The sequence below is a fragment of the Flavobacterium sp. ACN6 genome, assembly GCF_002304005.1.
In the GTDB taxonomy this organism is placed as follows: Bacteria; Bacteroidota; Bacteroidia; order Flavobacteriales; family Flavobacteriaceae; genus Flavobacterium.
This window is the reverse complement of sequence record NZ_MRCQ01000006.1, coordinates 11,594-36,797: the sequence shown is the minus strand read 5'-3', so window position 1 is coordinate 36,797 and position 25,204 is coordinate 11,594. Positions and strand designations below refer to the sequence as shown.

18 protein-coding genes are annotated in these 25,204 nt (G+C 32.7%); 4 read left to right on the top strand and 14 right to left on the bottom strand.

Annotation, left to right across the window (positions count from 1 at the left end):
- Positions 1-185: 185 nt before the first annotated feature.
- The 9 genes from mdh to BSF42_RS10545 form a co-directional block, all read right to left on the bottom strand.
- Positions 186-1,121 carry a malate dehydrogenase gene (mdh, locus tag BSF42_RS10585; RefSeq protein WP_095953065.1) on the bottom strand — a complete coding sequence of 312 codons (936 nt, stop codon included), beginning with the start codon at positions 1,119-1,121 and terminating at the stop codon, positions 186-188.
- Between the two features lie 113 nt (positions 1,122-1,234).
- On the bottom strand, positions 1,235-3,175 hold the full coding sequence (gene gyrB, locus BSF42_RS10580; RefSeq protein WP_095953064.1) for a DNA topoisomerase (ATP-hydrolyzing) subunit B: 1,941 nt from the start codon (positions 3,173-3,175) through the stop codon (positions 1,235-1,237).
- 475 nt (positions 3,176-3,650) lie between these two features.
- On the bottom strand, positions 3,651-5,267 hold the full coding sequence (gene asnB / locus BSF42_RS10575) for an asparagine synthase B (protein ID WP_095953063.1): 1,617 nt from the start codon (positions 5,265-5,267) through the stop codon (positions 3,651-3,653).
- A 308-nt stretch (positions 5,268-5,575) separates the two neighbouring features.
- Positions 5,576-7,252: an asparagine synthase B gene (asnB, locus tag BSF42_RS10570; protein ID WP_095953062.1), complete on the bottom strand. Its 1,677-nt coding sequence runs from the start codon at positions 7,250-7,252 to the stop codon at positions 5,576-5,578.
- A gap of 498 nt (positions 7,253-7,750) precedes the next feature.
- Positions 7,751-9,319: a hypothetical protein gene (locus BSF42_RS10565; RefSeq protein WP_095953061.1), complete on the bottom strand. Its 1,569-nt coding sequence runs from the start codon at positions 9,317-9,319 to the stop codon at positions 7,751-7,753.
- A 21-nt stretch (positions 9,320-9,340) separates the two neighbouring features.
- Positions 9,341-9,790 carry a hypothetical protein gene (locus BSF42_RS10560; protein ID WP_095953060.1) on the bottom strand — a complete coding sequence of 150 codons (450 nt, stop codon included), beginning with the start codon at positions 9,788-9,790 and terminating at the stop codon, positions 9,341-9,343.
- A gap of 174 nt (positions 9,791-9,964) precedes the next feature.
- Positions 9,965-11,716 carry a TonB-dependent receptor gene (locus BSF42_RS10555; RefSeq protein WP_095953059.1) on the bottom strand — a complete coding sequence of 584 codons (1,752 nt, stop codon included), beginning with the start codon at positions 11,714-11,716 and terminating at the stop codon, positions 9,965-9,967.
- A gap of 135 nt (positions 11,717-11,851) precedes the next feature.
- On the bottom strand, positions 11,852-12,715 hold the full coding sequence (locus tag BSF42_RS10550; RefSeq protein ID WP_095953058.1) for a PhzF family phenazine biosynthesis protein: 864 nt from the start codon (positions 12,713-12,715) through the stop codon (positions 11,852-11,854).
- 91 nt (positions 12,716-12,806) lie between these two features.
- Positions 12,807-15,821, bottom strand: a complete 3,015-nt coding sequence (locus BSF42_RS10545; protein ID WP_095953057.1) for a tetratricopeptide repeat protein — start codon at positions 15,819-15,821, stop codon at positions 12,807-12,809.
- A gap of 332 nt (positions 15,822-16,153) precedes the next feature.
- Here BSF42_RS10545 and BSF42_RS10535 point away from each other — a divergent pair, with 332 nt between their 5' ends.
- From BSF42_RS10535 to BSF42_RS10525, 3 genes are read left to right on the top strand one after another with little or no spacing between them, the layout of a single operon-like run.
- The gene (locus BSF42_RS10535) at positions 16,154-16,837 is read left to right on the top strand and encodes a cell division ATP-binding protein FtsE (protein ID WP_095953321.1); all 684 of its coding nucleotides are present in this window, start codon (positions 16,154-16,156) and stop codon (positions 16,835-16,837) included.
- Positions 16,837-17,724: a glycosyltransferase family A protein gene (locus BSF42_RS10530; RefSeq protein WP_095953055.1), complete on the top strand. Its 888-nt coding sequence runs from the start codon at positions 16,837-16,839 to the stop codon at positions 17,722-17,724. Before BSF42_RS10535 ends, BSF42_RS10530 begins: the two co-directional genes overlap by 1 nt.
- Positions 17,725-18,654, top strand: coding sequence for a glycosyltransferase family 2 protein (locus BSF42_RS10525; protein WP_095953054.1), 930 nt, complete (start codon positions 17,725-17,727; stop codon positions 18,652-18,654). It begins immediately after the preceding gene.
- On the opposite strand, the gene BSF42_RS10520 is transcribed toward BSF42_RS10525, so the two are convergent.
- A complete protein-coding gene (locus tag BSF42_RS10520) occupies positions 18,637-19,044 on the bottom strand; it encodes an FdtA/QdtA family cupin domain-containing protein (protein WP_095953320.1) in 408 nt (135 codons plus the stop codon). The genes BSF42_RS10525 and BSF42_RS10520 overlap by 18 nt on opposite strands.
- Positions 19,041-20,129 (bottom strand): glycosyltransferase, encoded by a 1,089-nt coding sequence (locus BSF42_RS10515; RefSeq protein ID WP_095953053.1) that lies wholly within the window; start codon positions 20,127-20,129, stop codon positions 19,041-19,043. The genes BSF42_RS10520 and BSF42_RS10515 overlap by 4 nt, the downstream gene beginning before the upstream one ends.
- Before the next feature lie 579 nt (positions 20,130-20,708).
- Here BSF42_RS10515 and BSF42_RS10510 point away from each other — a divergent pair.
- Entirely contained in the window at positions 20,709-21,845 is a 1,137-nt protein-coding gene (locus BSF42_RS10510) for a glycosyltransferase (protein ID WP_095953052.1), read from the top strand.
- On the opposite strand, the gene BSF42_RS10505 is transcribed toward BSF42_RS10510, so the two are convergent.
- Genes BSF42_RS10505 through BSF42_RS10495 form a run of 3 tightly spaced genes read right to left on the bottom strand, consistent with a single transcriptional unit; the run spans position 21,842 to position 25,204 of the window.
- A complete protein-coding gene (locus tag BSF42_RS10505; RefSeq protein ID WP_253251027.1) occupies positions 21,842-23,116 on the bottom strand; it encodes an O-antigen translocase in 1,275 nt (424 codons plus the stop codon). The two genes, BSF42_RS10510 and BSF42_RS10505, sit on opposite strands and share 4 nt — an antisense overlap.
- 1 nt (position 23,117) lies before the next feature.
- Positions 23,118-24,260: a DegT/DnrJ/EryC1/StrS aminotransferase family protein gene (locus BSF42_RS10500; RefSeq protein WP_095953051.1), complete on the bottom strand. Its 1,143-nt coding sequence runs from the start codon at positions 24,258-24,260 to the stop codon at positions 23,118-23,120.
- The gene (locus BSF42_RS10495; protein WP_095953050.1) at positions 24,257-25,204 is read right to left on the bottom strand and encodes a FemAB family protein; all 948 of its coding nucleotides are present in this window, start codon (positions 25,202-25,204) and stop codon (positions 24,257-24,259) included. Before BSF42_RS10495 ends, BSF42_RS10500 begins: the two co-directional genes overlap by 4 nt.

Genomic DNA, 25,204 nt, shown 5'->3' with positions numbered 1-25,204 from the left:
TTAAAGTCCCATAAAATAAGCCCTGACATGATTTTTTAAAACAAAAATACGAGATCACGAATTACCAATTTTTTTTTAAACCGAGCAAATATATAATTAACGAAAATATTAACCAATTTATTTATTGATTAATCTCAAAAAAAAAGCTGCAAAAGTGCAGCCTTTTCTCTTTTTTGCCGTTTTTATTATACTAAAATCGTTTTTAGAGCATCATTCATACTACGAACTGCATCTGCACTTTTCGCAAATAATGCCTTTTCCTGATCATTTAAGTTAATATCTAAAATCTCTTCTACTCCATTTTTACCAATTATACACGGTACTCCAATACAGATATCGTTTTGACCATATTCTCCTTCTACAAAAACAGAACATGCAATCATTTTCTTTTGATCGTTCAAAATACTATCTACTAAATAGGCCACAGAAGCCCCTGGCGCATACCAAGCTGAAGTTCCAAGCAAGCCTGTAAGAGTTGCTCCTCCAACCATTGTATCTGCCGCTACTTTTTGCAGTACGTCTTCTGAAAGAAATTCCGATACCGGAATTCCGTTGTAAGATGCTAAACGTGTTAACGGAATCATAGTTGTATCACCATGTCCTCCAATTACCATCGCAGAAATATCATTTGCAGGTTTATCTAATGCTAATGAAAGATACGTTCTAAAACGAGAGCTGTCTAACGCACCTCCCATACCAATAATTCTGTTTTTTGGTAAACCTGTAGCTTTTAAAGCCAAATACGTCATAGTATCCATTGGATTAGAAACTACAACAATTATAGTGTCAGGAGAATATTTCAGCACATTTTCGGCAACTGTTTTTACAATTCCTGCATTTATACCTATTAATTCTTCCCTTGTCATTCCTGGTTTTCTTGGAATTCCTGATGTAATTACGACTACATCACTTCCAGCAGTTTTAGAATAATCGTTGGTAACGCCAGACACTTTAGTATTAAAACCAGTATTTGTCGCGCATTGTGTAATATCCAATGCTTTACCTTCGGCAAAACCTTCTTTAATATCCAACAATACTACTTCGCTTGCAATTCCTCTATAAGAAATAACGTCTGCACATGTAGCTCCAACATTTCCTGCTCCTACAATGGTAACTTTCATATTTTATACTTTATCGGTTATTAATTTATTTGTCTATTCCTTAAAAAGACAATTCGTTTAATTGTCTAGTAAATTTAAACAATTAAACGAATTGAAATTATTAATTTTTGATTTTATGCGTCGATATTTGCGTAAACTGCATTTTTCTCGATAAATTCTCTACGAGGCGGCACTTCATCACCCATTAACATCGAGAAAACTCTATCAGCTTCTGCCAAACTATCAATTGTTACCTGACGTAAAGTTCTGAAACTTGGATCCATTGTAGTTTCCCACAATTGCTCCGCGTTCATCTCTCCAAGACCTTTATAACGCTGAATAGCGGCACTTCCACCCATTCTTTCGTTAGCTTGATCACGCTGCACATCATTCCAAGCATATTCTTTCTTTTGTCCTTTTTTAACCAAATACAACGGCGGCGCTGCAATGTATACGTGGCCTTCTTCGATTAATTCTTTCATAAAACGAAAGAAGAACGTTAATATTAAGGTAGAAATGTGACTACCATCGACATCGGCATCACACATGATGATTACCTTATGATATCTTAGTTTTTCAAGATTTAATGCTTTACTGTCTTCTGCAGTTCCAACTGTAACTCCTAAAGCTGTAAAAATGTTACGAATCTCTTCGTTTTCAAATACTTTATGATGCATTGCTTTTTCAACGTTCAAGATCTTACCACGTAATGGCAGAATTGCTTGAAAGTTACGGTCACGACCTTGCTTTGCTGTTCCACCAGCCGAATCTCCCTCGACAAGGTAAACCTCACATCTAGCAGGATCTTGTTCTGAACAGTCAGACAATTTCCCTGGCAATCCGCCGCCACCCATAACGGTTTTACGCTGTACCATTTCACGCGCTTTTTTCGCTGCGTGACGTGCTTGTGCTGCTAAGATTACTTTTTGGATAATCAGTTTTGCATCATTTGGATTTTCTTCCAAATAATTCTCTAACATTTCTCCAACTGCCTGCGAAACTGGAGAAACAACTTCTCTATTTCCAAGTTTAGTTTTAGTCTGCCCTTCGAATTGAGGTTCAGAAACTTTTACCGAAATAATCGCTGTTAATCCTTCACGGAAGTCATCTCCTGCAATTTCGAATTTTAATTTATCCAACAAACCAGAAGCATCGGCATATTTTTTAAGTGTTCTTGTCAAACCACTTCTAAAACCTTGTAAATGCGTTCCTCCTTCGTGAGTATTAATATTATTTACGTATGAGAAAATATTCTCTGTATAACTTGTATTATAAATTAAGGCAACTTCTACAGGAATTTCGCCTTTGTCATGATCCATGCTGATTACATGCGAAACAATTGGCTCACGATTACCGTCTAAGTAACGGATATACTCTTTTAAACCTTCTGTAGAATGAAAAACTTCACTTTTAAATTCACCTTTTTCATCAACTTCTCTCTTATCTGTAAACGTGATGGTAATTCCTTTATTTAAGAAAGAAAGTTCACGCATACGAGCTGAAAGTGTATCGTATGAGAACTCAGTAGTCTGAGTAAAAATCGTGTCATCTGGATAAAAAGTCTGACGTGTACCTCTTTTATCTGTTTCTCCAATTTGTTTTACTGGATATAAAGATTTTCCTCTTTCGTATTCCTGCTCATAGATTTTACCTTCTCTAAATACAGTAGATTTCATGTGAACAGAAAGGGCGTTTACAACCGAAACCCCAACACCGTGCAAACCTCCAGAAACTTTATACGAATCTTTGTCGAATTTACCTCCGGCTCCAATTTTTGTCATTACAACCTCAAGTGCAGAAACACCTTCTTTTTTATGCAAATCAACTGGAATACCACGTCCGTTATCTTCAACTGTAACAGAACCATCTTCGTTAATTGCGACACCAATAGTATCACAATGTCCGCCCATGGCCTCATCAATAGAGTTATCAACAACCTCATAAACTAAATGATGCAGTCCTCGAACTCCTACATCTCCAATATACATCGATGGACGCATTCTTACGTGCTCCATTCCTTCTAATGCCTGAATACTATCTGCTGAATAATTGTTCTTCTTGATTTCTTCGCTCATATAATTTATTCTAAAAAATGTATTTACTGTCTAACACGCAAATATATAAAAACGCGGGCTATATACCCATTAAAATACGACTTAAAGCACTTAAGTTATTAACACAATTGTCTGAAAAACCAAAAAATAAAACAAAAGCTAACTTTAAAATTCCAATTTTGAAATTCCAAATTCCAAAAATGGGAATAACTTAAAAATTGTGCTTGTTTTAAATTCTAATCTTTATATTTAAAATTCCAATTTTGAAATTCCAAATTCCAAAAATGGGAATAACTTTAAAATATTGCTTGTTTTAAATTCCAATCCTTATATTTAAAATTCCAATTTTGAAATTCCAAATTCCAAAATTTCGTTTTTTACTAATAAAAAAAAAAGCCAAAACAACATCTGAATGCATTTTGACTTTTATTTTTAAGTCCAAATTGGAATTTTGAATTTATTTATTGGGATTTTAAAAAAATTTGGAATTTAATTCTTAAACAACTACACCAGATTTTGTACTTTCAAAGCTTCCTTTCAAGTGAGCTGCGTTTGCTCTTCCGCTTGGATCTAGGTTTTCCTGCCATTTTGGAATCCATTTACGGACTGTTTGAGCAGCGCTTACCTGTGGATAGTATTTATGAAAAATAGAACGGTACAAGTACGCTTCTTTCGTTGTTGGTGAATTGTATGGAAATTCAGCACTTGCCCCAGCTAATTGCTCATCTGTAATTTGAGAAGCACAATATTCAATTAACTCATCAACCCAGTTGTACCCTACTCCATCTGAAAACTGCTCTTTCTGACGCCATAAAATATCTGCCGGCAAATAAGGATCTTCTGGCGTATCAAAGGCTTTTCTTAAAATGTATTTTTCAACTCCATCATAAGTTTTTGGCTGTTTTTCTTCTGTTTTAATTCGGATATTAACATCTAGGAATTCTGTATCCAAAAATGGGAATCTCACTTCTAATCCGTGTGCCATTGTTGTTTTATCTGCACGAAGTAAATCTGCAGTAAATAACTTCTGAACTCTTTCTATTGTTTCATCTTGAAATTCTTCTGCCGATGGTGCATTTCTAAAATACAAATGTCCTCCAAAAACTTCATCTGCACCTTCTCCTGACAAAATCACTTTTACTCCTTGATCAGCGATAGCTTTAGACAACAAATACATTGGAACTCCAGATCTTACCGAAATAATATCATAGGTTTCAATATGATAGATCACTTTTTCTAAAATCTGAACTCCTTCTTCAACAGAAAAATGAATTTCGTGATGTTCTGTTCCTAAAAATTCCGCGGCTTTTCTAGCTGCGATATTATCTGGTGAATCAGCATCTAATCCAATAGAAAACGAATGTAATTTTTCGCCGTTTCCTTTCAATAATCTAGAAGCAATTGAAGACGTTAAAGAGGAATCTAATCCTCCTGAAAGTATCACTCCGACAGGAACATTCGCCAATAATCGCTTGCTTGTAGCATCAATTAAACTTTGACGCACAGAATTTAAATCTAAAGACTGATCTGCATTTTTATGATCTTCGTATTCTGGGTGATAATATTTTACAAAACCAGTTTTTGCTGTATAATAGTGTCCTGGAGGAAAAGTTGAAAATGATTTACATTGATCTGCAATTGATTTCATTTCTGAAGAAAAATAAATTCGTCCTCTTTCATCTAATCCATAATACAGTGGTTTAACTCCAATTGGGTCACGACCTGCAATATATTTATCCCCATCTATAACTACAAAAGCAAAATCACCATCGAGTTTGTTACAGAAATCATAACCAAACTCTTCGTAAAGATGCACAATAACTTCAGAATCTGATGCTGTTCTAAAGGTATGATTTTTTAAAACCGTGTCCTTTAATTCTTGATAATTGTAAATTTCACCATCATGAACCATCCAGGCTTTATCAGTTCCTTGAATTGGCTGTTTACCGGAATTCAAATCAATTATTGACAGGCTTTCATGACAAAGTACACTGCCATTTTCCATGATATGAATATCACTTTCATCAGGACCGCGATGCGACATACGTTCAGAAAGTTCTTTTACAAGCTTGGGGTCTTTTCCTTTACCAATAACGGCCAATAATCCAGACATACTATTCTATTTTTTTATTTTATTCTTCTGTACTTTAAGTAAAGCGTACATTAAAAAATCATTAAAATTTTCTGTTGAAAGCAAATCTAAATATTATTTTTTGCTTTCCTACTTTTTCAAATTAAAATTTCAGGGTTTTAACTTTATTTCGGCGAATGCCAAATATAAAAAAGTTAAGTTAAATAATTGCTGAAAAATATTTACAAAGAACTGAAATAGAGAATTTAACAATTTTAGACAAGAAAGACGTTCTCGATAAAGAACGTCTTTCTGCAATATATATACTAATTCTAAAAATTAAACTCGCATTATGCTTTAGCGTAAGCATCATCATGAACACTCGCTACAGCTCTACCAGAAGGATCATTCATATTTTTGAATGCTTCATCCCACTCCAAAGCGATTTTTGTACTACAAGCCACACTTGCTTCTTGCGGCACACATAGCGCTGCTGCATCACTTGGGAAATGCTCCGTAAAAATTGAACGATAGTAATATTCTTCTTTAGAAGTTGGAGTTTGTAATGGAAACTTAAATCTAGCGTTTGCCAATTGTTCATCCGAAACTTCTCTTCCTACTACTTCTTTCAAAGTATCAATCCAGCTGTATCCAACTCCGTCCGAAAACTGCTCTTTTTGTCTCCAAGCTACACTTTCTGGAAGCATATCTTCGAAAGCTTTACGAACTACCCATTTTTCCATCGGGTGTTCCTTGTTGATCATTTTATCTTGTGGGTTGATGCGCATGGCAACATCCATAAATTCTTTATCCAAGAAAGGAACACGTCCTTCAATTCCCCATGCAGCCAAACTTTTGTTTGCACGCAAGCAGTCATACATATGAAGTTTTCCTAACTTACGAACGTTTTCTTCGTGAAATTCTCTAGCGTTTGGCGCTTTGTGAAAATATAAATATCCTCCAAATAACTCATCTGCACCTTCACCAGACAATACCATTTTGATTCCCATTGATTTGATAACTCTTGCCATTAACCACATTGGAGTTGAAGCTCTTACGGTAGTTACATCATAAGTTTCCAAGTTGTAAATTACATCACGAACAGCATCTAAACCTTCTTGAATAGTGAATTTAATTTCGTGGTGAATTGTTCCAATATGATCTGCCACTTTTCTAGCAGCGGCTAAATCTGGCGAACCTTCTAAACCAACAGAAAAAGAGTGCAGCTGCGGATACCAAGCATCTGTAGTATCATCTGACTCAATTCTTTTTTGAGCAAATTTTTTGGCTACAGCCGAAGTAATAGATGAATCTAAACCTCCAGAAAGTAAAACTCCGTAAGGAACATCACTCATTAATTGTCTGTGAACCGCTGCTTCTAATGCTTTTTTGATTTCAGGAATACTTGTTTCGTTGTCTTTTACAGCATCAAAATCAACCCAGTCTCTTTTGTACCATTGTACAAATTCACCGTCTTTACTTGATAAATAATGTCCTGGAGGAAACAATTCAATTTTTGTGCAATATCCTTCTAATGCTTTCAATTCCGAAGCTACATAAAAAGTTCCGTGTTGATCCCATCCAATATACAACGGAATAATTCCCATATGGTCACGAGCAACAAAATACTCATCTTTATCTACATCATAAATTGCAAATCCGAAGATTCCGTTCAATTCATCAACAAAACTTACTCCTTTTTCTTTGTATAAAGCCAAAATAACTTCGCAGTCACTTTCTGTTTGAAAGTTATATTTTCCTTCGAATTGTTTGCGCAGTTCTCTGTGATTGTAAATTTCACCATTTGCAGCCAAAACCAATTTTTTATCTTCTGTAAATAAAGGTTGTTTTCCTGAAGCTGGATCTACAATCGCCAAACGCTCGTGAGATAGAATTGCTTTATCATTACTGTAGATTCCGCTCCAGTCTGGTCCGCGGTGACGAATGATTTTAGACATTTCTAATACTTGAGGTCTTAACGCTTCGGCTTTTTGCTTAAGATCAAAGGCACATACAATTCCACACATAATTTTATATTTTAATTCTTTAAATTTTAATTTGATAGGGCAAAGATGCGGTATTGGTTACAATTGAAAAACACAAATCGTTATTTCAATTACAATTTAAAACCATAATTGTGTTTTTACATATAAAATGTAAAATTTAGAAGTAAAAACAAGCTCAAAACTTGAAAATTTTAATTTGGAACCAAAAAATGGTTTAAAATTGAAAGTTTGATGTAATTCTTTGAATTAAATTTTAAGATATTTTATAATCAATGAAAAATTCCTAAAGAGATAACCAAAAGATGTTTGGTAATTATTTTTTAAGCAGCAATTTATATTTAGTAAAAAAAATCCACAGCCGTTTAGTTTACTGTTCGATATTTTTAGAAAGTTTTCTAAAATAAAAAAGGCTTTAGCCAAATTAAGTAATTTTTGGCTAAAGCCTCCTAAGAAGCATTTTAAGTCCTTCACTAAAACTGGAGGAAATTAATATTTTTATTCAAATCTAATTTGCCTTACTTACTTTTCAAAAGTAATTCTTGACGAAATATAATCTGGCATACTGGCAACAGCTAACTTTAGTTTCGATTCATTACTTTCTTTTACCTTTTCATCTTTCAGATTATAATTGTAATTGTCAAATAAGTAATAAATTAAAATCCTGTTATAATCATCTAGATCGTTATCTTTTATCATATCCAACAAACTCGTTTCAACTAATTCTGGATTTGAACTTTCTGAAAGGGCGCGTCCAACTCTATTGATACTTGAATAATAATGATTTTTTGATGGATTATCTATGCGGAGGGAAATTCCTAAAATCAAATCCAAAACATTAATATCCAAAACTTCTATTTCTTTAATATAAGTTAATCTTGCTCCCTTTGCATAACTTCCGTCACTGGCTCTGTCAAAACGATCGTTCATGATATTAAGATGGGAACGAAGAAAAATTTCCCATTTTATTGTCTCCGCAGAAAGCATTGCAATATTAAGCGCATGTACTCTCGGGCTATCATCCATGCTACATCCACCCACAACGTGCCTATTTCTTTTTAATTCCAAAGCTTCTTCTTTGCCAATGTATCGAGCAACATATTCTTCAAACGTATCACTAGAAGCTTTTGTTATTTTAGCTTGCGCAAATGCATCACGAAGCATTATATCAAAATTTTTATCTGCTTTTTGTAAAGAGTCAATTCGAATAAGCCGTTCTGATTGCCATTTTTCCATTTTTTTGCTGAAATTCTGATATTCTTTTTCAAGAGCCTCTCTTACAACAACATCTTCTTTCTTCTTTTTTTTCTCTTTCCCTTGTGGATCTACATCACTAAAGTCAAAAAGAGCAGAGAATTTTTGATAACTAAAATCTGGCCTTTTTAAAACTTTTTCAACATATACTTCAAAATTTGATGCTTTTGTCGGAACCGTATCCATATATCTTACGCCAGAATCTTTTGCATTAGCATAAAAAATTTGAGCCGTAGTATCTACCAGACAATCTGAATATTGAATTAATCTAGCATATTTTTCAGAAATCGGTTTTGTTTTAAAGTCATCAACAAAATAAAAAGCCTTTAGCGATTCTTTTGAATAAGAAGTTTTTTCTTCATAGTGAAAAATCCACTTTCCTTTAAAATCATTATGATAAGAATCAGACTCTTTTTTATCGATTATGATATTCTGCCCATCTCTTACTCCAAAAGACACGCTTGAGATCTCTACTTTTTCGTTTTCTTCATAATCCGTGTACTTGGATTTTAAAACGATGCGATTCTCATCAAAATGTCCCTTACTATACTTAGCTTTAAAATCTGCATATGAAATACCTTTCTCTAAATCTTTCTTCGCTTTTATAGCATCTGATTTTTCGACTTCGACGAAGTTTGCTTTCGCTTGTCCGTAAGATTTAAAGGTTTTATTAAATTCACAAACTTTAAATTTTAGATTTAATGAATCAACAATGTGTTTAAGTTTAGAAACAGAATGTTCTGAGTAAATCAGACCATTATCATACACTTTAAATTCAGTCTCTTGAGCAGTCATTTTCAAGCAGAACAAAACCATAAAAGCAAAAAGTTTTTTCATAATTTTTCGTTTTTAAATTACCTATTCAACACTTTCAATCGTATAATGCGTTTTATTAATCTCAAACTGAAACCCTGTTTTATTTCCCATTAAATGCGCTCCTAGCGGAGATTGTGGAGAAAGCGCAATCACATTTATGCCGTCAATGGCAATTTTAGGAAGTGCAACGCTCACGTATAAATAGATTCCGTTTGCTTTTACTAAACTTCCTAAAACAATATTTTCGGTTATTTTAAGCGGATCAATTTTATCTAAAATTGCTTTTTGAGCAATAGCTTCTTTCAATTTATTCGTTAGCTTTTCCTGTTCTATGTGCATCATTGATAGTGCCGTCTCGTGTTTATCGCCAGCAGAACCTTTAGCATCATTTTTAGAATCTTCGGTTAAGTTAGAAATCATGTCTCTAAAAACATCCATTCGGTCTTGAACCATTTGCTGATAATGGGAATATATTTTTTCTTTGAAATTCATTTTTTTTAAGTAGTGAGGTTCAGAGGTGCAAAGATGCAAAGGTTTTCTGTATGCAGAAAAAAAATAGCCACGAATTCACGAATTTACTCCAAAAAATTCACGAACTCATGGCTAAAAAAAAGGCACATTTATATTTATATAATCTTTGTGCCTTAGTGTCTTTTTGGCATACGCCTAAAAATCAAATTTATAATTTGCGCCTCCTAAAACTTGGAATCCCTGCACAGGATAATTCAGCCATTTTTCGTAAGCTTGATTTCCAATATTATTTAGTTTTAAGAAAAATGTTAAACGGTCACTGAATTTATAACCAACATGAGCGTTTGCATCAAAATAACTTTTAAGAATTATTGGAGCATAATTAGCCATAATTCCAGAATTTACCTGCATATCTTTTCTTTCACCCACATAAAAAACGTTCAAACCAGCATATATTTTTTTTGTAATATTGACGTCCAATGTCGAACTTAATTTCATTGTCGGCAAATTCCATGCTTCAACCGCGTTGTCTGTATTGTAACTATTAAAAGTTCCGTTGATTCCGAAAGTTACGTTCTGCGAAAAATCAGCTTTTAATTCTCCATAAAAACTGAAAGTTCTAATATCTTCATACACTACTCCAAACGAGTTTCCAAAAGCATAATCTTCATTCGTAATTACTTCTGTGTAATCATTTGCTTTAAACAGCGCTTTGTCTTTTTCATTCCTATACGAACCTGATAAGTTGTAATTAACATTGTTTGCCAATTTTCCTTTCAACCCAGCAAAAACATTGTATTGAGTACTAGAAGGGCGCATATTTAAAGTTGGAGACAAAAACGGATTTTCTGTCACAAAATCTGCATACGAATTTTGATTTAAACCTCCGTTTACTCCCGTATAGAAAATCATTAAATCGCCAACCAATTTATAAGAAGCATTTACTTTTGGATAAATAAAGAATCTATTGCTGCTCTTTTCAGAATCACCGCTGTAGAAAACTCCAGCACCTAATTCTAACGTCCAGTCGTTTTCATTAATTACAAAACTTGGTTCAATACCTACATTTGTAATACCGTATTTTACAGCTTCTACATTATCTTGAAGATAATTATTTTTGAAAGAACCGCTTACATGATCTACAATTACGTTTGTTTTAATTGCCTGATCCATTACATCAACTGTGAAAGTCGGCTTTACATAAAATCTGTTTTCTGATGAAGAATAACTATCTGAAAAGTGCGTGAATTTCGCCGCAAGATTACTAAAAATACTTTCTGTAAATTCGGCATTTCCGCCCACCCAAATCGTATTATAAGAGTGATCCGGATTGATACTGTTTACTAAGTCATAACGCTGATCTGGAATTGTCGAGCCAAAATCTGACGGAAGTCCGTACCAATTGTAAATTTGATTTTGATAACCTAAATCAACATTCCACGAATTGTCTCTGTTATTCTGACCGTAACCTACATTAATTGCCGTGTCGTAAAACTCATCATTTAATTCTACATCTTTAATCCCGCCTTGAGAAGAATGATGACGGAACATTCCAGCCACATAATCATTATTCCCTAAATCTTGATTTACAAATAATTCTGCATTTAAAGTACTGTAATTTCCAAGTCCTAAAGTCGCATAATTATTAAACAATCTTTCTTTTTTTGCTTTTTCAACACCTTCTGCTTTTCCTTTAGACGGCGTAAAAGTTGACGCTACGGGCACAGATAAGATACTGTACTTAATAACTTCTTTCTGTTGATTGCCGCTGTCGTCAAGCGAAGGAGTTTCTTTCACTTTAAAAGCATCTGAAATAGTCGGCGAATAAGGTTTTACTACGTTTACCGTTTCCGTTCCGATACTTTCATTTTTCTTCTGCGCAAACGAAAGCTGGCAAATCACTAACAATAGCAAAACGATGATTTTATTTCGGCAATTTAATTTCATATTTATTTCTTTTTTAGAGAATAGAATTAAGAAGAAAGAATATAGACTTCTCTTCTTTTCCCAGTTTCTCCTATACTGTTTCTTATTTCTTTATACTAAAATCTTTCTTCTTGATTCTTTCTTCTTTCCTACAACCTAAGCTTCCCATTCTCCTTTGGCAACAAATTGAGCTTTCCCGCCTATATTAATATCGTATTGGTCATCAGCTAATTTTCCTTTAAAATAAATCTGAGAAGGTCTGCCAATATAATCTCCCTGGTAATTGATCAATTCGATTTCTTTGGTATTATATTTTAGCAAAGAAGCTTGTAAACATGTACTAGCGCTTCCCGTTGCGGCATCTTCTAATAACTGATTGTGTTCTATATATAATAACCTGCTCATTACCTTTGAACCTTCAAAATAGTAGAAATACAACCCTCTATGATCGGTTTTACAATGCTGCTTCATCCATTTATCTGCTTTGTCTTTATCCAGAACCAAATTTTCTAAAGCTCTTTGGCTGCTTAACGGGACCACTACAAAAGCACTTCCGGTTGTTACTTCCTGAATTGGAAATTGATTTTCAAAATCGCTCACTTCCAAATTGCTGAAAAGCGTAAAATCTTCTTTTGAAAAAACATCCCAAAATTTTGGCTGCGCTGCTTTTAACCAAATTAAATCTTCAGTTTGGTGAATTGGAATTTCTCCAATCGGAACTTTCAATTTAATTTCACTTGGCGAATTTTCAAACACCTTATTCATCAAAACCCATGAAGTTCCAATTATCGGATGCCCTGCAAATTGCATTTCATAAGCTGGAGTAAAAATTTTAATCTCTGCTTTATTATTTTCCTTGTCCAGTTTGGTTACAAATGTGCTTTCTGCAAAATTAATCTCGCGAGCAATTTGCTGCATTTCTTCCGAACTTAGATTTTCTGCATCCATAAAAACTGCCAGCTGATTTCCAGCATATTTTTTATCAGCAAAAACATCAACTATATAAAAAGGTAAACTCATTGTTTTTTTCTTTTTTCTTTAGAAGCAAGAGAAAAGACTTTATTTCTTTATAAAAATCTTGTTTCTTGTCTCTTTCTTCTATTTTTTACTTTTATTTATTAATCGACGAATTTGTTTTAGACTCTTCTACTTTTATCGCGCCCAATTCTTTTTTAGCTTCTTCAACAACATCTGGATAATCTGTAAAATTGTTAATTACGTTATCTAAAATGTAAGTTGCCTGATAGCTGTCTTTTAGTCCGTAGAAGTTTTTAGCCATTAAAACCAAACCTTTTGCTCCGTAATATTTATAAGCAGAATAGCTTTTTGCTAATTTTTGAACCGCAGTGTTTGAAGCATCGAATTTTCCTTCTTTCGTTTTAAAATAAGCATCATAATACAACGCTTCTGCTGCTAATTCTCCTTTAGACGTTGCTAAAAGTTTTGCGTAAGCAGTTTTTGCTTTGTCTTCGTTTCCGGTTTGAATTGCTGCTCTGGCAACAATAATCTGTGCATCTGCTTTTACGCCCGCATCTGCTTTTGGATTTTCTAATACTTTATCAGCAGAAATAACCGAGTTATCATAATCTTTTTTATCATAATAACATTTCATCAAATTTGCCTGAGCAAAGTTTTTGTTTTGAGGAAAATCTGCTTCACTATCTAAACGCACTAATACTGGAATCGCTTTATCGCAATCTTTAGTTTTCAAATAAATTTGAGCCAATCTGTTTAATGCCTGCTCTGTAAATTCATTTCTTGGCTGATCAATTACATATTGGTAATTAGCAACCGATTTAGTTTCAGAACCTTCAGCATAATAAAGTTGTCCTAAATAGAAATTAGCTTCTAGTGCGTGCATTCCTTTTGGAAATTTACTCACATAACCAGTAAAACCTGTAATAGCATTTTTAGCATTGTTTTGACTGTATTGTTTAAAAGCTGCATCGTAAGTATCATTATCCAATTCAGCATCTGAAACTTCTACGAAATCTAAAGTTCTAACCCAAGTTGCATATTCATCTACTTTTCCTGAATCAACATAAATTAATCTTGCTGTAGAAACTGCTTCCAAAGCTTCTGGAGTTTTCGGGAATTCTGCCGCAACTTTTTTGAATTTTGTCAAAGCCTGTTCGTCACGATCAGAATTGTAGTAAATCAAACCTTGTTTTAAAATGGCTTTTGAAGTAAAGGAACCGTTCTTAAATTCAGAAATCAATTGATCGTACGCTTTTAGAGCCTGATCGTTTTTCTTTTCTGCCACATATGTATTTCCTAATTCATACAAAGCATCATCTCGGTACGATGATTTATTATACATCTTAACAAAGTTGTTCAGTTCGTCAATTTTCTTGGCATTATTTGACATGAATCCGTGAGAAAGTGCTTTTTGAAACTGTGCATAATCGGCATCAACGCCTTTTGCGGCGATTGCTTTCGCGTAGGCCTCATTTGCTGCACTGTATTTTGAAGTTACAAAACGACAATCTCCTAAACGCAGATAAGAATCGTTTAAACGAACTTTATCTGATGGCGAATTATCAATCTGCGCCTGAAAAGAATTGGCCGCCTGATCGTATTCTTTCAATTTAAAATACGTGTAACCAATATTATAGTTGATGTTTTTATATTCGTCTGTAGATTTTGCTGCTGCCATTCCTGCAAACTGTTTGTAAGTCAATAATGCATTTTGCATATCATCATTAAGATATTCTGTTTCTGCTTTCCAGAAAGTAGCTCTAGCTGTAAATTCAGGTGTTTTTTGTTCGCTTACAGCGCTTTTAAACATCTTGCCCGCTTCTTGATAATTTGATTCATTATACAATTCTAATCCGCGGTAAAACAATACTTTTTGGTAAGCAGCTTTATTTTCTGCCGTTCTGTTTTTCTCTAATAAAGTCAAAGCTTCTTTGTAGTTTTTAGAAGAAATATAAGAATCAACCAAAAGTTTTTCTACTTCTGAACGGCTTGAATTATTTGGGTATTTCTTTAAGAAATCTAACAAAATCCCAGGAACCGCTTGATACGCATTTCCAATCTCGTAACTCAATTTGGCATAATTTAAAGCGGCATCTTCTTGAATCTGCGCATTGAAATCCATTTCAGAAGCATTTTTAAAAGCGTTTAAAGCTTCTTGTTTTTTGCCAATATTCAAATAACTTAAACCTAAATGGTAATACGCATTCTGGGCTACGAAATCTTTTCCTTCAATAATTTTATTGAATTGAGAAATCGCTTTTTCGTAGTTTTTCTGCTCGTAATACGCATAACCTAATTGGTAAAAATCGGTATTATTCCATTTTCCTTTTTTACCTGCGTATTTTTCCAAATATGGAATTGCTTTATCGTATTGTTTTAAATTGAAATAACTTTCACCGATAATTTTATTCAATTCAGATTGTTCCAGCGCATTTGATTTGGCCATTGCAGTTTGTCCTAATTCAATTGCTTTCTGAAAATTCCCTAATTTGAAATTCATATCAGCTTGATAATAAGACAGCTTTTCTTTGTATTTTTCTTCGCCCGAAACTTCGTCAAAGTATTTTGTTGCTTCTTTGTAATCGTCGCCTTCATAAGCCATAAATCCTAAATAATACTTGGCTTGAGAACCATATTCTTTAGAGTTTACCACTTTATTAAAATAGTTGGTAGCTTCTTTTTTCTTTTTAGCATTAAAATAGCTGTAGCCTTTCATGAAGTTGAACTTATCCGACTCGGTTTTGCTCATGTAACTTTCGTCTACTTTATCAAACCACATCAATGCTTTAGGGTAATTTCCCTGTTCAAAAAAGTACTGCGCAGCTTCAATGTAAGCCTGATTTTGTTTGGTGCTTGTTGGATAATCGCTGACAAACTTTTCTACCAAAGCATCAGCATTTGCCTGATTGGTTCTTATGGCACAATTGGCAATGTAAAACGCACAATCTGACTGAACTTCCTCGGTTACTGCATTGTTCTTTACGTGTTCAAAAATAAGTTGCGCCGAAGCATATTGTTTGTCATTATATAAAGCCAGTGCTTTGTCAAAATCCTTTAAGTCGTAAGTATATATAGCTGATTTTTGTGCCGAAACTGTGGTCGAAATAAGGATAATTTGGAGTAAAAAGAACCAGGAAAGTTTACGCATTTTAATAATATTTAGTATTCAAATGTATCATTTTATACCGTTTATAACGAAACGTTTCGAGGTTTTATTATGAACAAATTATTAAACAGCTGTGATTTTATGCGATCTTAAACTTCAAAATATTGGTTCTCAAACTTTCAAAATCAAATTAATCAAAAACAAGATCAGTAATTTAAGTTATTCTAAGCTTGTAAATTTTACTTCCTCATTTATCAAAATGAACTTAGATTGCATGGGGTTTATTTTTTTAAACTTTTTCTTAAGAAATGATTCAAATTTATTTTGAATACAAGCGTTATCTTATTACTTTTACAATTCAAATCAACATTATTATGTCACAAACCGTACTATCTCTTAAAGAAGTCACTATATATCAAGAAGGAAGAAAAATTATATCTCATATTAATTTAGATGTTAACCACGGTGAATTTATCTATATCATCGGGAAAACAGGTTCTGGAAAAAGTAGTTTTTTAAAAACTTTATATGCTGATTTACCACTAGTTGAGGGAGAAGGACATATCGTTGAATTTGATTTGGCAGGAATAAAAGAAAATGATATTCCGTTTTTGAGACGTAAAATCGGGATTGTATTTCAAGACTTTAAATTACTTCCAGATCGTTCTATAAAAGACAATATGCTTTTTGTTTTAAGAGCAACAGGCTGGCATGAAAAAGATGCGATGTATCATAAAATTGATGAAGTTCTGGATAAAGTAGGCATGAAAGATTTCGTAAATAAAATGCCTCACCAGCTTTCGGGCGGGGAACAACAGCGTGTTGCAATTGCAAGAGCACTTCTTAATGATCCAGAATTTATTTTGGCCGATGAACCTACAGGAAATCTTGATCCGCAGACTAGTTCTGAAGTTTTAGAAGTTTTAAAAGCTATTAATGCTACTGGAAAAACCATTATTATGGCTACGCACGATTATGCATTATTGATGAAATTCCCTTCTAAAACATTAAAATGTGAAGATGAAAGAATCTTCGAAGTGGTGCAAAGAAGCGTGTAATGCTTTCGATAGTAATTCCGGTTTACAATTACAACATTTTTTCTCTTGTAGAAACACTGTATAAACAAGCATTGGAATGTACTATTCCTTTTGAAATTATTTGTTTAGATGATGCTTCGCACGATTTCACCATTGAAAACCAAAGAATTAAGCAATTTAAAAACGTTTCTTTTACTGTTTTAGAACAGAATATTGGACGAAGCGCCATTCGGAACTTACTAGCCAAAAAAGCGGTTTATGACTATTTACTTTTTTTGGATGCCGATGTATTTCCAACTAACAATCAGTTTATTTCTAATTATGTTTCTGAAATAAAAAGGAACCAAAAAGTGGTTTTCGGAGGAATTTTATACGAAAGTAAAAAACCTGAAAAAGAACTGCTTTTACGTTGGATTTATGGCCGAGAAAGAGAAGCTTTACCGTTATCGGAACGAAGCAAAAATCCATCTGATTTCGCATTGGTTTCCAATTTATTAATCAAAAAAGAAATCCTACTTCAATTTCCTTTTGATAAAACATTGACAAAATACGGCTATGAAGATTTACTTTTTTTCTCCGTTTTAAGATCAAATCATATTCCAATAACTCATATTGAAAATCCAGTTTTTCATTTAAATTTAGAGACTTCTGCCCTATTTTTAAACAAGACACGAACAGCATTAGAAAATTTGGCGTTTTTGAATAATGCTAATAAAATTTCAATTAATGAAAGCCGCATTATTGCATCATTTGAACTTTTAAAAACAGTAAAAATGCTTTACGTTTTCTCTTTTATTTTTAAGCTATTAAAATCGAAAATTGAACGAAATCTAGTTTCAGAAAAACCATCCCTTTTTCTATTTGATATTTATAAATTAGGTCATTACAGCATTTTAAAATCAAAATAAATGGCTTTCTTTTCTATCATAATTCCGCTATACAACAAAGAAAATTTTATCGAAAATACGATACAAAGCATCTTGAATCAAACTTTTCAGGATTATGAAATTATTGTAATTAATGACGGATCTACAGATAAAAGCGAAGAAAAATTACTGCAGTTTAAAGATTCACGAATTACTTATTACAGCAAAAAAAATGAAGGTGCTTCGAGTGCCAGAAATTACGGAATTGAAAAAGCAAATGCCGATTTTATAACTTTTCTAGATGCAGATGATTATTGGTATCCGACGTTTTTAGAAACTATGTTTACTCTAATTTCAAAAGTGCCAGATCAAAAAGTTTTTGCGGGCGCAATTGAATTTGATACCTCCAAAAAAATAATTCCTGTACAATATTCGATTCCTAGATCAGACAGCGAATTTGAAATTGTAAATTACTTTCAAGCGAGCTTAAAAGAAACGGTTCTTTGTACTTCATGCGCCGTTTTTCATAAAACTGTTTTTGCCGAAGCTGGAAATTTTGATACCAAAATAAAAAGCGGTCAAGACACGGATTTATGGATTAGAATTGGACTTATATTTCCAATTGTATTCTCCTGGAAAATTTTAGCGAGATATGTTTATGATCCTGAAAGTCTTTCGAAAAACAGTAAATTGTTACATGAAAAAATGGATTTTTCTAAATTCGAAGAGGCAGAAAGAACCAATTCGGACTTAAAAAAATTTCTGGATTTAAATCGGTTTTCACTGGCGATAAAAAGCAAAATAGCTGGCGAAAAAATACTTTTTGCCAAATATTCACAGCCAATTGATTTAAAGAATTTAGGCTTTAAGAAAAGAATTTTATTAAATCTTCCCTCTTTTGCTTTAGTATTTTTAATCCAAGTAAAAACAGTATTAGCCAATTTAGGCTTGGGATCATCTGTCTTTAAATAACTTGAATTTTTTATAGTCTCGAATATAATCTTCTTCATTAAATTCGGCAGAGGAAAAAACTAAACAAACGCTTCCAGAAGAGAAATTCTGCAGCTCTCTCCAAATCCCCGAAACGATAAGCAAACCCACATTTGGCTTATTAAGTGTAATGGTTTCTTTATTCTTTCCATCTTTTAAAATCACATCAAAACTGCCGCTTAATGCAATTAAAAATTCCTGCTGTTCGATATGCGCATGGCCGCCTCTTTTGCTTCCGCTTGGCACATCGTATAAATAATACACTCTTTTGGAAACAAAAGGAATTGTATCTCCTTCAACCACAGAAAGATTTCCTCTTCTATCCTGAATTTTAGGAATTTCAATTAATTGAATATCTGAAATACTTGTCATTTTTGATTGGTGTGAATTAGATTTTTCCATTGTTTCGAAATAGTTTTTAGAGACAAATGTTTAACACTATCTACAGTGTTTTTTTTGCAAAAATTATACAATTCGTAATCATCTGCAAACCGATTTATCGCTTCGGCTAAAGCTTGAGAATTATTATTTTCAACCAGTAAACCATTAAATTCACTTTTAATAATTTCTCTCGGCCCAGAATTACAATCAACAGAAACAACTGGCGTTCCCAAAGCTAATGATTCTATTATGGAAAGCGGAAAACCTTCATAATGACTTGTCAATATGGTAAATTTTGCTGCGCGAACTTCATTAAAAGGGTTTTCTTTAAAAGGAAATAATTGAACATGCCCGCTCAAATTCAACTGATTAATTTTCTGCTGAATAAATTCCAAATCATTTCCGTCGCCCATAATATGCAATTGATATCCTTTTAGGAAAACTTTAGAAAGTGAAAAAGCTTCGAGCATCAAAGTGAAATTTTTTACTTTTTCATCCAATCTGCCAAAAAACAAAATCACCTTTCCGGCTGCATCAACTTCTTTTACAACCTCTTCATCAGCAATAAAAAAAGGATTATAAATCGTAATTGTATTATTCAATTTATAAAGTTGCTTTACTTTTTCTTCAATTGCTTTTGACACACAAATTACAGCCTCGACATTTTTATAAAGTACTCTCGACCAGAATACGGATGAAGGAAAATAATTTTTAAAGTTATAACTGTGAACGATATAATAGATTTTTGCATTACGATAAATGAATCGGGTAATTAATTCTCGCAGCAATACATTTCTGGTTCTGCTGTCGATGACAATTTCTATTTTGTTTTGAATTAAATAACGGCGTAATAAAACTCCTTTTTGCCACTTTCTAAAAAGAGAGGAAGAACTCGAACTTTCTTTTTCTAAGTTGAACAAAGTTCCTGTGTATGAATAATCGACAACATCATTTACAATAATCGAATGCACTTCGAAACCAGATTCTTCTAACATAAAAGTCAATAAAGCTGCAAAACGTTCTGCCCCTCCTTTTCCTAAAGAATTTGAAACAATAGCAACTTTCTTTTTATTCATGTTTTTAACCGAAAAAGTAAATATATTTGTCAAATATACACATATAGTAACCTGCTTGAAAAATTCTGATTTAAAAACTTGTTATATCTGATAAAAAACAATCTTAAATGAATCTTTGAAATGATCAAACGTTCCTACGGAACGTAAATGAGCATCCAATCAATTTTTGCTACCAATGAAACGTTCCTACGGAACGAAAACAAATGTTAAATAATAAAAATGATGCGTCTAAATTTATTGCTCCTTAGACATTTTACTTGGTACAATGAAACGTTCCTACGGAACTAAAACAAATGTTCAAATAATAAATGATGCGTCTCCGTTATTGTTCCTGAGAAATATTTGGCCGGCAACTAAAAAAGAATCTTTCCTACGAACGAAAATATATTTGCAAAATAATGCTGCGTCAACATTTATTGTTCCGTAGGAACATCTGATCGTTAGAAATTTAAAAGGTATGTCACATCGCGTCTTGTAAGGACGCTTGATAAATATTGAAATTTTTAATATATTTTTGGTGGATTCAAAATAAATTATTTAAAATAACAGATTCGAAATTTATATTAAAACAACTTATAAATGAAAGTTTTACTGGTAGGAGAATATAGTCATTTGCACAATTCTTTAAAAGATGGTTTGCAGCAATTAGGACACGATGTTTTTATTATTGGTCAAAAAGACGGTTTTAAAAATTTTCCTGTCGACTATCCTATTCAGAAAAAATGGGAAACTGGTTTGCTTAAAAAAGTAAAAATTGCAGTTTATAGACTTTCTGGATTTGATATCAGTTCTTATTTAACCTATCGCCAGTTTTTAAAATTTGAAAAACACTGTTCTGGTTTTGATGTCGTACAATTGATTAACGAAAACAGCTTTCAATGTACTTATTATTTCGAAAAAAAGATCATTTCGAGTCTTTTACAAAACAACAAGAAATTATATTTATTAAGTTCGGGTTACGATTATTTAAATGTCAAATATTGTTTTGAAAACCCTGATTTTAAATCTGTAATTCCGTTATATCAAAATCATAAAATTGATAAAAAGAGTTTTGCTAATGTGTTGAAATTCACTAAAAAAGAATTTTTCAAACTGCATCAATTTATTTATAAAAATTGTAACGGCATAATTGCTTCCGATTTAGATTACCATCTTCCGTTGATAGGAAATCCTAAATATCTCGGAATGATTCCGAATCCTATAAATATTGACAAGCTGAAATTTGAACCTCTTGTAATCAATGAAAAAATTGTCATTTTTCACGGAATTAATAATGATAATTATTTAAAAAAAGGAAATGATTATTTTGAAAAAGCTTTAGAAATAATAGAAAAAAAATATGGTTCGAAAGTTGAAATAATCACGGCTCGAAGTGTTCCCTATTCTGAGTATATTAATTTGTATAATCGTTCTCATATTTTATTAGATCAAATTTACGGATACGATCAGGGTTATAATGCGCTGGAATCGATGGCAAAAGGAAAAGTGGTTTTTACCAACGCCGAAACGGAGTTTATGGACTATTATAATCTTACAGAAAAAGTGTGTATAAATGCCATTCCTGATGTAAATTACTTAGTAAATGAATTGTCTTTTTTAATTGAAAATCCCGAAGAAATTACCGCAATAGGAAAACGTGCCAGAGCTTTTATAGAAAAAGAGCATCACTATGTAAAAATCACGCAGGATTACGTTCAGAAATGGAGCGAGAACTAAAACAAACTTTTTCTAAAATATATCGCGAGAAGAATAAAATAAGTTAAATTCTGAAAAGCATAAGCCAATACAACGCCTTCGATTTGGAATATCTGGGTATAATATACACTGGCTGCGTAGAAAACAAATAACGAGTACAATTCTGCAAGTATAAAGGCTAATGTCATTTTTTTAGCAAAAAACTGATAACCCAAAATCAGTGCACAAACTTTAAAAATATCTCCTAAAAACTGCCAGAAAAATAAATCGGTCACAGGCAGAAATTCTTTGGTAAAAAGAAGTTCAACAACAAAAAAACGGATAAAATAAAGTACAATTAAACCCAAAATAAAAACTGGCACAATGAACTTATAAAACTGCCAAAAAATACTTTTAGTTTCCTTATTTGTAGATGCTTTTGACAATTTTGGCAAAAAATACACCGTCAAAATGGTACTGATAAACAAGAGATAATAAGACGAAATTCTCGTCATGGTTTCCCAATATCCTGCTTGTTCAATTCCTAAATTTTGAATTAAATGATTTCGAACCGCTAAGAATACAAAAGGCCCGAGAACCGAAGAAACCAAAGCCATTATAGAATATGAGGAGAGGTTTTTTAAAATTTTGAAATCAAAACAATTTAATTTTATGATTTGAAAAAAAGGAATCTCTTTTTGAACCAAGTAAAACGTCACAAAAAACAATAAAGCAGGCGCAATTACGATTGCCAATAAAGCTCCAATTGTTTGGTATTGCAAAATCATAAAAAGTGAAACCAGCAAACCAATTGTGTTTCCGATAATGTTGATCCAGATTACTTTTTTAAATTTTCCTAAACCATTTATCAAGGCGACGAAAAAAATGGAAACTGCATAACAAGGCAAAGCCAAAGCCAAAACTTTGAAAACCAACAAATATTCTGTATTGCTTCCAAAAATTCTAGTGTTCCAATAGGAAGCGGTAAAAAATAAAATAATTCCTAAAAGAACTGCTGTGGCTGCTAAGGTTATAAAAACAGTGGTGATTATTTTTTGAAGCTCGGGTTGCTTTTTTTCATTTTCGGCCGCATATTTTACAATACCGTTTTGAAAACCTAAGGTAGAAATACTTTCTAATGAAGTTAAAAAATTACGCAGATTTCCGATCAGCGCCATTCCGCTTGGACCGACGAAAATAGCTATTATTTTTGAGGTAATTAATCCAATTCCAATTTTTAAAACAACGCTTAAACTGTTTAAAGAAGTAATCTTAAACAAACTGGTCTGCATTATTTTGCTGTAGAAATTCAAATTAATATTGATTTAAAATTTCAATAATAAAATCAATTTCAGAATCTGTTAAAACAGGACTCATTGGCAGGCTTAAAACTTCATTATGAATCTTTTCCGTTACTGGAAACGATAATCTATTCCACTCTAAAAATGCTTTTTGTTTGTGAGGCGGAATAGGATAATGAATTAAGGTCTGAATATTATTCTGGGTTAAATAACCCTGTAAATCGTCTCTATTTTTGCTGCGAACGACAAATAAATGAAAAACGTGATTGTTTGACAAATCCCAAAACGGCAGTATTATTTTATCGTTTTTGATTTCGGATAAATAACGTTTCGCGATGTTTCTTCTCTTTTTATTATCGGCGTCTAAATTGGGTAATTTCAGGTTTAAAAACCCAGCCTGTAGTTCGTCTAATCTAGAGTTTACGCCAACATATTCGTTATGGTATTTTTTCTCTGAACCATAATTACGAAGTGAAAAAAGTATTTCTGCTAATTCTGCATCGTTTGTTATAATCGCTCCACCATCACCTAAACAACCCAAATTTTTTCCAGGATAAAAGCTATAAGCGGATGCAGTTTGCGGCTCTTCGACTTCGCTCAGAGTGACATTTTGAAATTGGAATTTGGAATTTAGACTTTGAAATTTATTTATTTTTGCACCGTGGGATTGTGCAACATCTTCTACAACAATAAGATTATGTTTTTCTGCAATTTCATTTATTTTATCCATCTCAGATAATTGTCCGTATAAATGAACCGCTAAAATTGCTTTGGTTTTTGATGTAATTTTTTCCTGAATTAAATTTGGATTTATGTTGTACGTTTCTAATTTTGGTTCAACCAAAACCGGCACTAAATCGGCTTGCAAAATGGCTAAAATACTTGCGATGTAAGTATTGGCTGGAACGATTACTTCATCTCCTTTTTTGAGTTTTCCGAGTTGGATATAAGCTTTAAAAATGAGAACTAAAGCGTCAAAACCATTTCCAACTCCAATACAATATTTGGACTGTGTATATTCGGCGAAAGCCTTTTCAAACGTTTCCACTTCTTTTCCTAAAATATACCAGCCGTTGTCTAAAACCGTTTTCAATTTTTCCTGAAAAGCAGTTTCATACGGTTCGTTGATTTTTTTTAGATCTAGAAATGGTATCAATTTATTTCAATTTTATAGAAATCCTGACTGTAAACAGAACAGCCTAATTCTTCTTTTTGTTTCAAAAGTCCAATATGATAATCTTCGGTATCTGAATTTACAATTCCCATATCGAAAAAATGTTTTCCTTTTCGCTTGTATTTATGCATCAGATTTATGAACAAAAAATCGAGTGCACGAAATTCTTCTCCCTTTTTTGAAATGGCGCCATATTGCGATTTAACCACATTCTTGGACTCAAAAATCGTGATTCCAGCAATAATCTCATCATTTTTATAAGCCGAAAATTGTTTGATGTTTTGAGGAAATTTCGATTTTAAAAGTGTTATTTCTTCTTTGGAATGAACAGGTTTCGTATTGAATTTTTCCAGTAATCTTGGTTCTAAAACTTTTTCCCAAAACGGATTAAATTCTTGTTCTTCGACAATATCCAAATCCAAGTTTTCAATTCTTCTAAAGTGTTTTAATTTACTTTTCGAAATATTTAACGGCACAGATAAGTTTACCGCTAGATTCATTTCTTTTCGTTCTAAAACTGCTTTTCTTTTTAATAAAAAAAACTCAATTTCTTTATTTCCTTCTGTTAAATAAAAATCTGGAAGTGGTTTATAATAAAAGGTTTCTATTTGATTTTCTTTCAAAAAAAGCAAAATTTCATCTAAAATAGATTCCACTTTTTCTGCTTTCAATTTAGACAAATATACCAAACCGCCGTATGTAAGTCCTTGATGAGAGTAAACAGCATTTCCGTTTATATTGGCCGGAAGAATGGCGCGTAATTTATCCTGTTCAAAAACTAAAAGCGAGAAATCTTCAAAACGATCCTTATGATATTCCATGAAATCACGGTGAAATAAAAATGTGGCATTTTTTGCCTGAGCGACAAAATCGTTCCAAAGTGCAAAATCGTTGTGATTGTATTTTTTTACGGTATAATCTGCCAC